The 8,532-nt window shown below is 34.6% G+C and carries 7 protein-coding genes and 1 pseudogene; 1 reads left to right on the forward strand and 7 read right to left on the reverse strand.

Annotation, left to right across the window (positions count from 1 at the left end):
* Window positions 1-20 precede the first annotated feature (20 nt).
* From HMPREF1151_RS08030 to HMPREF1151_RS08050, 5 genes are all read right to left on the reverse strand, one after another.
* Window positions 21-776 carry an exodeoxyribonuclease III gene (locus tag HMPREF1151_RS08030; RefSeq protein WP_009661689.1) on the reverse strand — a complete coding sequence of 252 codons (756 nt, stop codon included), beginning with the start codon at window positions 774-776 and terminating at the stop codon, window positions 21-23.
* 45 nt (window positions 777-821) lie between these two features.
* The gene (locus HMPREF1151_RS08035; RefSeq protein WP_009661682.1) at window positions 822-1,058 is read right to left on the reverse strand and encodes a hypothetical protein; all 237 of its coding nucleotides are present in this window, start codon (window positions 1,056-1,058) and stop codon (window positions 822-824) included.
* Window positions 1,055-1,870, reverse strand: a complete 816-nt coding sequence (locus tag HMPREF1151_RS08040) for a sulfurtransferase (protein WP_009661686.1) — start codon at window positions 1,868-1,870, stop codon at window positions 1,055-1,057. Before HMPREF1151_RS08040 ends, HMPREF1151_RS08035 begins: the two co-directional genes overlap by 4 nt.
* Window positions 1,871-1,960: 90 nt before the next feature.
* The gene (locus tag HMPREF1151_RS08045; RefSeq protein WP_009661683.1) at window positions 1,961-2,359 is read right to left on the reverse strand and encodes a (deoxy)nucleoside triphosphate pyrophosphohydrolase; all 399 of its coding nucleotides are present in this window, start codon (window positions 2,357-2,359) and stop codon (window positions 1,961-1,963) included.
* Between the two features lie 13 nt (window positions 2,360-2,372).
* Window positions 2,373-5,264, reverse strand: coding sequence for a DEAD/DEAH box helicase (locus HMPREF1151_RS08050; RefSeq protein ID WP_009661681.1), 2,892 nt, complete (start codon window positions 5,262-5,264; stop codon window positions 2,373-2,375).
* 261 nt (window positions 5,265-5,525) lie between these two features.
* Here HMPREF1151_RS08050 and HMPREF1151_RS08055 point away from each other — a divergent pair, with 261 nt between their 5' ends.
* Entirely contained in the window at window positions 5,526-6,458 is a 933-nt protein-coding gene (locus HMPREF1151_RS08055; RefSeq protein ID WP_009661690.1) for a DUF3829 domain-containing protein, read from the forward strand.
* Between the two features lie 64 nt (window positions 6,459-6,522).
* On the opposite strand, the gene HMPREF1151_RS08060 is transcribed toward HMPREF1151_RS08055, so the two are convergent.
* Together HMPREF1151_RS08060 and HMPREF1151_RS08065 are read right to left on the reverse strand one after the other, a co-directional pair.
* Entirely contained in the window at window positions 6,523-8,079 is a 1,557-nt protein-coding gene (locus HMPREF1151_RS08060; RefSeq protein WP_009661697.1) for an ABC transporter substrate-binding protein, read from the reverse strand.
* Window positions 8,080-8,290: 211 nt separating this feature from the next.
* Window positions 8,291-8,532, reverse strand: a pseudogene (locus HMPREF1151_RS08065) (ABC transporter ATP-binding protein); the annotation flags it as partial.

An 8,532-nucleotide genomic window follows, 5' to 3' on the forward strand; every position in this document is an offset into this window, starting at 1 on the left:
AGCTTTCACCATATCACATATTATAATTCAATATCGAGTTCCACTGGACAGTGATCACTACCAAAGATTTGTTGATGGATTTTAGCCTCATTAATCTTATCATCCAAGCGTTTAGATGTAATAAAATAGTCAATTCTCCATCCTACGTTTCTATCGCGGGCCTTGCCCATGTAGGACCACCAGCTATATTCATCAACCGCATCAGGATACAAGTAACGGAATGTATCGGTAAAACCAGATTCCAATAATGTAGTCATCTTAGCACGCTCTTCATCAGAGAATCCCGCATTCTTTCGATTTGTTTTAGGATTTTTCAAATCAATTTCATTATGAGCTACATTGAGATCACCACAGAGTATGACAGGCTTCTTTTTATCCAACTCTAATAGGTATGCACGGAAAGCATCTTCCCATGCCATACGATAATCTAAACGGGCCAATTCACGTTGGCTATTCGGTGTATAGCAGCAAACGAGATAGAAATTATCGAATTCAGCAGTAATAACACGGCCCTCTTGGTCATGTTCTTCAATGCCGATACCATTTGTTACTGCAATCGGTTTAATACGTGTAAATACAGCGGTTCCACTATAGCCTTTTTTCACTGCGCTATTCCAAAATTGTTCATAACCTGGTAATTCTAATTCAATTTGATGGGGTTGTAATTTTGTTTCTTGCAAGCAGAAAATATCTGCATCTAATTCGTTAAAGGAATCGATAAAGCCTTTTGTTACGGCTGCACGCAATCCATTAACATTCCAAGATATTAATTTCATTGATACTCCTTATAAGGCATTTATATACAATATTATTTGTGAAAGTTAGCTTTCACGAGCATGTTTATGTTTTCGATCATACTTAGCTTGAGCGCGTGCTTGTCGCGATGCTTCATTAGCTTTCATTTCGTTTTCCTTACGATATCTAAAGTAATTCGCCACAACGGATAACAAAAAGATAATCATAACCGTTACATTGAATAGACCAGCGCCGTAAGTATACAAATGATAGCATAAATAAGCAAATGCAACGACCGATAAAATATGATTTAACATTCTCATAATGTTTCAACCCCCGTTTGAATTGGGAATTCATCATAGGTTACCCAATCGCTAGAACTACCTACATACAAAGCAGAGTTAAGTCCCGCTTCACTCATAACAAGTAGAGCATTACATGCGGTAACACCAGATCCACAATAGGTAACAACAGGTTTTTGTTGATAGATTTCATTGTAGAACTCATTTTCTAAGTCCTTAATAGACCGAGGACCTTCCGAAGTATAGCCACTTTCATAAAAATGGTTAACAGCCCCTGGAATATGGCCTGTCATGCCATCCATGACATCGACCACAGAACCATCATAACGTTCTGGAGCACGGGCATCGACGATAACATGAGAACCAGACTTACTCGCCTCTAATACCTCGTTGCGACTCATAGTCATATCCGTTTGCAATGTATAGTTAAATGTCGTTGGTTCCGTAGGCAAAGGCGTAGGATCCTTAGTCAACAAATGGCCTTCTTTCACCCATCGTTCAATACCGCCAGATAAAACACGAACATCTTTAAGGCCCATGTAACGCAAAGTCCACCAAAGACGACCGGCCAAGAAAATCCAAGAATCATAAACAACAACCTTGGAGTGTTCATTGATTCCAAATGTTTCAAAGGTTTTCGCCAATTGTTCCATATCCGGCAACGGATGACGTCCCCCATGTTCACCGATAGGGCCTGTCAAATCCTTATCTATATCTACAGGAAAAGCGCCTTTGATATGGCCTCGTTTATAATCTTCAAACCCTCTTGCATCGAGGATAATAACCTCATCCATGATAGGTAGTAATTCGTTAGGAGTGATGAAATTAGACATAATAACTCCTTTCATGTGATTATATCGAAAAATACAAATCTGTTAATACCATTATATACGAGAGGGCCGGGATATACAAATGAATCTCAATTATAAATGTTTATATAAAGCATCAACTGCCTCTATATCTGCAGGCAACCAATCTACAGAGTACAAAGTCTCCTTAGTCAGCCATTTTGCTGCTTCATGTTCTAACAATGTTACATGCGAGTCTTCTGTTAATGTACACAAATAGCAATGCATAGTCAGATCGAATTTTTCATAACCATTATAGTTAACAGTAATTAGTCTTTCACCTACATTAATATCTGCCTGTAATTCTTCTTTTATTTCACGAATCAAAGCTTCATCATGCGCTTCTCCAGGCTCAACCTTACCGCCTGGGAATTCCCACCCATCTTTTAAATCACCATATCCACGTTGAGTTGCTAATATAGCGTTTCCCTTTTGAATTATGGCAGCAACAACTTCTATATGTTTTCTAGTCATTATATAATCTCACCTATCCATTTAATAAATAGTCATATATATCATCTCGTACAGGGATGTCTAATCTATACTCAAGCTCTACAGCCTTTGCTCCACTAGACATTTGTATTTGTTTTGCATTTTTTCTACCAGTCGAGTGAACAGGACCTAAATAATAAAACTCTTTAAATTTTTCTTTATCCTTTTTATTTTTCCTTACAAATAAATGTATACATACACCATATTTATCAGCATTAAAAATATTAGCCAATTCTTTAGATTCTAACGTTCTCGGATGCTTAGAGATACCAATAAAAAGGTCTCGATCAACAAAACGGTCTTCATATTTAATACTTTCTTGGATGTTTTCAGCCTTTTCATAATTAATAAATATTGGAAGCGTTTTAGTTTCTTCACTATACTTATATCCACCTATCGTACTGGACTCATTATGCGACCATTCTAATAGCTGACACACTTGTTCATAATTATATTTTTCATATAACGCAAAAGGTGCTCTCATCACTAATTCAGCTCTATATTTATCCCGATATCGATCTAAACCATACATAATTAACTCTTGTACATGTATTTTAAAATCATCATTTTTCAGTGCCTGTTGAAAAGAATCAGATATAATATAGTCTGCACCACTTTTAATAATAAAGACACACTCACTAAAAGTTTTTTTCGCAGACGCTACATTGAATTGATTAGTCAAAATATTGATTAGATTTACTTTGCCTGGTTCTGATAGTTGAATCCCATATTGATTTAATAATACTTCAGATACTTTACTAATAATATCATATTCTCCACGAATCAATAGCTGTAATGCCAATAAATCTCTAACGCGCATCCCTGTTGCCAATTTTTGAGAGATAAAGTGTAACATCTGTTCCTGAACTGGCGTAAAAACTATCTTATAATCTTTATCCTTTATTTGAGTTAAGAAATGATGATAGGACTTATATTTAGTAAAAATTTTTGTAATATCAATAGCTCCATAGTCCTTAAAATCTTTAATTTTAGGAATATGACCAAGCTTATATTTCAAATCTAAATAGGCTTCTTTAATAAGTTTAGCACTACTCAAATTAGCTATATCTATAGCAGCAAAAATACGTTTTTTAGCTATTGCATCAAAGTGAACTGTGGAAGTTCCCGGAATAATACGATTACCGGATTGTACATATTTGCGTAAAGTATCCTTGTTATAGCTTCTATCGCCAGATAATGCGAGCGGTATCATATAACTGTTGGAATAATTTCCAATAAAATCTAGGATAACCACATATTCCTTATCTTCAAATTTACGCAACCCACGACCTAACTGCTGAATAAATACAATAGGACTTTCTGTTTGACGTAACATAATGACTTGGTTTACTTCAGGGATATCTACACCTTCATTGAAAATATCTACTGTAAATATATAGTCTAGTTGATCATCTACGAAACCTTGATAAGCTCCAGTACCAGTCAAGCGAGCTATAGCATCTTCTCGTTTTGATTGTGAGTCATCACCAGTCAACGAAACAGTTCTAAATTTTCTAAGATTGAATGCATCGGATAATTCTTTAGCCTCTTTTTTATTACTGCAGAACACCAATCCCTTAACACGACTGCCACTATGACCAAAATAACGGATTTTCTCTATAATTTTATCAACGCGTTCACTTTCTGATAGGTTGGAGAAACTAATATTATCCTCTTCAAGATTAATCTCTTTACCATCTATCCAGAGGTCACTTATCCCAAAGTAATGGAATGGACATAATAAGTCCTCCGCTAAAGCTTGTTCTAAACGAATCTCATATACAATATTATGATGAAATAAGTTATATAAATCATATCCATCCGTACGTTCTGGACTAGCTGTCATTCCTAATAAAAATTTAGGCTTAAAGTAATCAATAATCCTCTGATAGCTATCCGCACCGGCCCGATGCACTTCATCAATAATAATACAGTCAAAGTCATCTGGATTATATTTTTGTAAAATCTCAGTTCTTCCCATCATTTGCATAGTAGAGAATACATAGTCTGCATCAAAACATTTTACATTACCAGAAACAATTCCAAATGAAATTGATCTGTCATCAAATACTCGTTGAAAGCTACTGAGGGCCTGATTAGCAATTTGCTCACGATGTACTAAGAACAACAATCGTTTAGGTCTCATTTCACGCATTGCAAATGCAGCTGCATATGTTTTACCCGTACCAGTAGCAGAAATTAACAAGCCCCTACGTTCATTCTGACGACGTAATTCATTAAAGTTATCTATAAACTGCTGTTGCATTAAATTAGGTTCTAATTTCAACGAACCTTTTAACTCTACCTGCTCAGCAATATTTTTCTGGGATAAACGATTAGCACGCTCCCATCTTGGTCTATACCATGGTAAGAAATCCGAATATTTCATAGTAAACTCGGAATTCCAATACAGTTCAAACTCCTCTAACACCTCTTTTGTATAGGTATCATCTACATAGGATTGTGCTCTAGTATTCCACTCTCGATTCGTCTTTAAGGCGTTAATTGTTAAATTTGAACTTCCTACAATTATCTGATATGACTGATCTTTTTTAAAAATATACCCTTTAGTATGAAAGCCATGGTTGCTAGTGCAATATACACGTAGCTCAACATTCTTTAAATTTCCTAAATCATCTAATACTTCTGGCCTATTAAATCCTAGATAATCAGTAGTTAAAATGCGGCCCTTTACTCCTCTATCTTCTAATTCTTTTAAAATTGGTTTTAGTACTAGTAAACCATCAGGTGTTATAAAGGCTACACTTATAATAAACTCATCGCATGTACGTAATCCATCTTCGATAGCAGATAAAACATTACGTCCTTCCCCATTAGCAATGAGTTCTGTTGTAAAAATGTTATTCATAATCTTTGACTCTGACATAGTACACTCCCTTATCGGATTATATATGTATACTATTATAGCAGCCTATAAGTTTAACTCCCAGATTAATATCCCAAAACAAATTTTTCTAATAGTTTATATATAATTTTGTATTTATTTTTCATATTTATTTAATAATTCCCAGTTATATGTATCTTTTTCGCCCCTTTAATCTATGCTATAATAATACTGATATCAACTGTATAGAATATAAAGTATAGATATTTTTTCATAAACGCGTTTTACAAGGAGTATTGGCAATTGAAAAAGGGTTATATTAAATTAATCTTAGCCGTAATTCTAGGGATTGCTATTATTGGTGGAGGCATTTATTGCGCTTATCATTTCCTATCCAATAAAGCAACTACAATATTATATCGCTCTACAATTGAGGACAAGATCAATGCCTTACGACCTTATATCGAGGCAGCTGATACATTTAATTTGAATAGTGTTGCCTATACCTATCAAATACAACCAACCCTTGAAGAATTGCGCAATCATACACATAATACGTCTGTAACATTACCTGACTATAAAAAATTAAAAGCTCAGCTTGAAGCAGCTAAAGAAGAAAGCTCTACACCATATGAGGATGTAAATAAAGCGACAGATGAGTTACTTACCATCTTATCGCAATTAATTCCTGTAGCTGACCAACTACAAAACTACTATACAGATCGAACTTTTGAAAAAGATAATTTTGTAGGCAGTGATAATTTAGCTAGCCAATATGTACCATTAGCAGATCAATTCAATGCAGCCTATAATGCATACGATTTAGCACTTGAAAATCGCAATAACGAATTATATACAGAACGAATGAAAGAATTCGCTGATGAAAACAGAGTTAATGCAGTTAATTTCATCGAATTAAATATACTATTATCTCAAACTATAGATATTATCGATCCTGATGGTAATACAGATACACAAAAGGTCGAAACTAATCTACAAGAAATCACAAAACGCTTGAATGAATTGCAACCTGGTACAAAACCAGAAACACAAGCGGCTGTTAAACAATATCAAGATGCTGTAAAAGAATTTATTGCAGAAGCAAGAAATTACATCATTATCAACTCCTCCTATGGCGAAGCATATACGCAATTATATGTGAAATACAATCGCATGATTGGCCGTGCTAATGAGGTGGATATGAATGACCTCGATGCAGTAGACAGCAAAAAATAATAATTAAACAACACAAAGGACCAGCCTTCTAGCTGGTCCTTTATTGTGTCTAAATCAATGATACTTATTCTTTTTTTAAATCTTTAGTAATAATGTAGTATTCACTAGGTGAGATATTAAGCCCCTTCAAATAATTTTTACAAATCATATTAATCTTAGGATAACCTAGGAATAATGCCGCACTATCATCTAATAAGATTTGTTGTGCGTCTACAATAGCATTATATCGTTGTTTATCATCTAAAGTTGTTTCTGCTAAATCAAGTAACTGATCATACGCTAGATTACTAAAACCAGAAACATTTGTAGGATTAGACCCGTCAATGTTTGTTCCCCAATATTGTTTTAAGAACCATACAGGGCTACCTGTGCTAGCTGTAGATACACTAGTTATCGCTAAATCATAATCGCCAGATCGTGTTACTTTATCCACTACACTAGAGTCTACAACCTCCACATTTACATCAATACCTATTTTCTTATAATCAACTTGTAAAGCTTCAGCATATAGAGTAACCTCAGGTCTAGATGTATAAGTATAAAAATTGAGACGTAATTTTTTACCGTCCTTATCTACATAACCATCGCCATCAGTATCAACCCAACCTGATTGGGCTAACAATTCTTTTGCCCGCTCTGGATTATAAGTTTCTGGAATTTTAATATCATTAAAACCATAATTCAAACATGGTGGTAATGGAGTTCGACCAGCAACAAAAGTATCTTTAAATAATTTCTTTGCATAACTTTCACGATCTGCTCCAGCAACTAGTGCTCGTCTTATATTGATATCATTCAAGTATCCATTGTGGTTCATGCGAACCATTACAACGCGCAATGATGGGGTTTCTTCAATAATATAATCCTTATTATCTGCAAATAACCCATACTCTCCAGCAGCAATATTTACAGCCATATCAATATCTCCTGCTTGTAATGCCAATGCACGAGTATTAACATCTTCAATAGAATCTACTATTACATGTTTAAACCCTACGTCTCCATCCCAATAATTTTCGTTTTTATCTAATTCTATACGTTCTTTTGTGAAAGATGTTGCTACATATGGTCCCGTTGCAATAGGTCCTTCCTTACTAAAGTTGCGCCCATCACGCTCTGATTGAACATCTACAATCAAAAATAAAGGATCGCCCAATAGCCCTGGTAAATTGGGATAAACCTTATCTGTATGAATAATTAAATTCTGCCCATTTGCTTCAATGGAATCATAAGCAAAAAACGATTTTGCCCGTTTGCTTTTTTTAAATGTACGTTCCAAAGACTCCTTAACAGACTGTGCTGTTACCTTACGCCCATTAGAAAATTTTACTTTATCATTAATTACAAATGTCCATGTTTTATGATCATCCCCTACGGACCAAGATTCGGCAATCCACGGTTGTGGCTTCATAGAATCATCAAATTTAACTAGATTCTCACCGATGCCATACCTCACAATCCCCCAACTAAAATAATTCTCTGTAGGCTCCAATGTTCCCGCATATGACATGGCCCCAACCTTTAATGTATCCTTATCAGTATTCTTTCCACATCCAAGAACAGTAAAAATAGCTATCAAAACTACACAAACACCCAAGAAACTATACTTTTTTATTTTCATGTAAACCTCCTACTATACACCGTCCTCATCATAAATAGGAATATATATATTAATATGTCGACATAACAACAATATAATATATACGTCTCAACCAAAACAAATGAGAATATTTTATAAAACTATAACTTTCTTAAAAATTAGTAAATTCCATAATAACTAAATTATAGTTAAATAAAAGCCTCCGCATAAGCGAAGGCTTTCACCAATAAGATTATATATTTGTATCATTAGTAACGGTATCCATCGATAATGGATTATGCGGTTTACCAATTTCAAAGATAGAACTCAATAACACCTTTGTATATGGATGTTTAGCATCTGCCAGATGGAACGCATCTAGTTCTTCAACGATATCCCCTTTATACATGACTACAACCTTATGGCACATAGTACGAATGAAAGCAATATCATGAGCGATGAATAGATAGGTCAAATTCCGTTTCTTTTGCAATC

Origin of the sequence: Veillonella sp. ACP1 (genome assembly GCF_000286635.1) — a bacterium.
Taxonomy (GTDB): domain Bacteria; phylum Bacillota; class Negativicutes; order Veillonellales; family Veillonellaceae; genus Veillonella; species Veillonella atypica.

Excerpts from the sequence above, each read along its gene's own strand:
- HMPREF1151_RS08030 (WP_009661689.1), bottom strand. The coding sequence starts at position 776 with ATGAAATTAATATCTTGGAATGTTAATGGATTGCGTGCAGCCGTAACA.
- HMPREF1151_RS08035 (WP_009661682.1), bottom strand. The coding sequence starts at position 1,058 with ATGAGAATGTTAAATCATATTTTATCGGTCGTTGCATTTGCTTATTTA.
- HMPREF1151_RS08040 (WP_009661686.1), bottom strand. The coding sequence starts at position 1,870 with ATGTCTAATTTCATCACTCCTAACGAATTACTACCTATCATGGATGAG.
- HMPREF1151_RS08045 (WP_009661683.1), bottom strand. The coding sequence starts at position 2,359 with ATGACTAGAAAACATATAGAAGTTGTTGCTGCCATAATTCAAAAGGGA.
- HMPREF1151_RS08050 (WP_009661681.1), bottom strand. The coding sequence starts at position 5,264 with ATGTCAGAGTCAAAGATTATGAATAACATTTTTACAACAGAACTCATT.
- HMPREF1151_RS08060 (WP_009661697.1), bottom strand. The coding sequence starts at position 8,079 with ATGAAAATAAAAAAGTATAGTTTCTTGGGTGTTTGTGTAGTTTTGATA.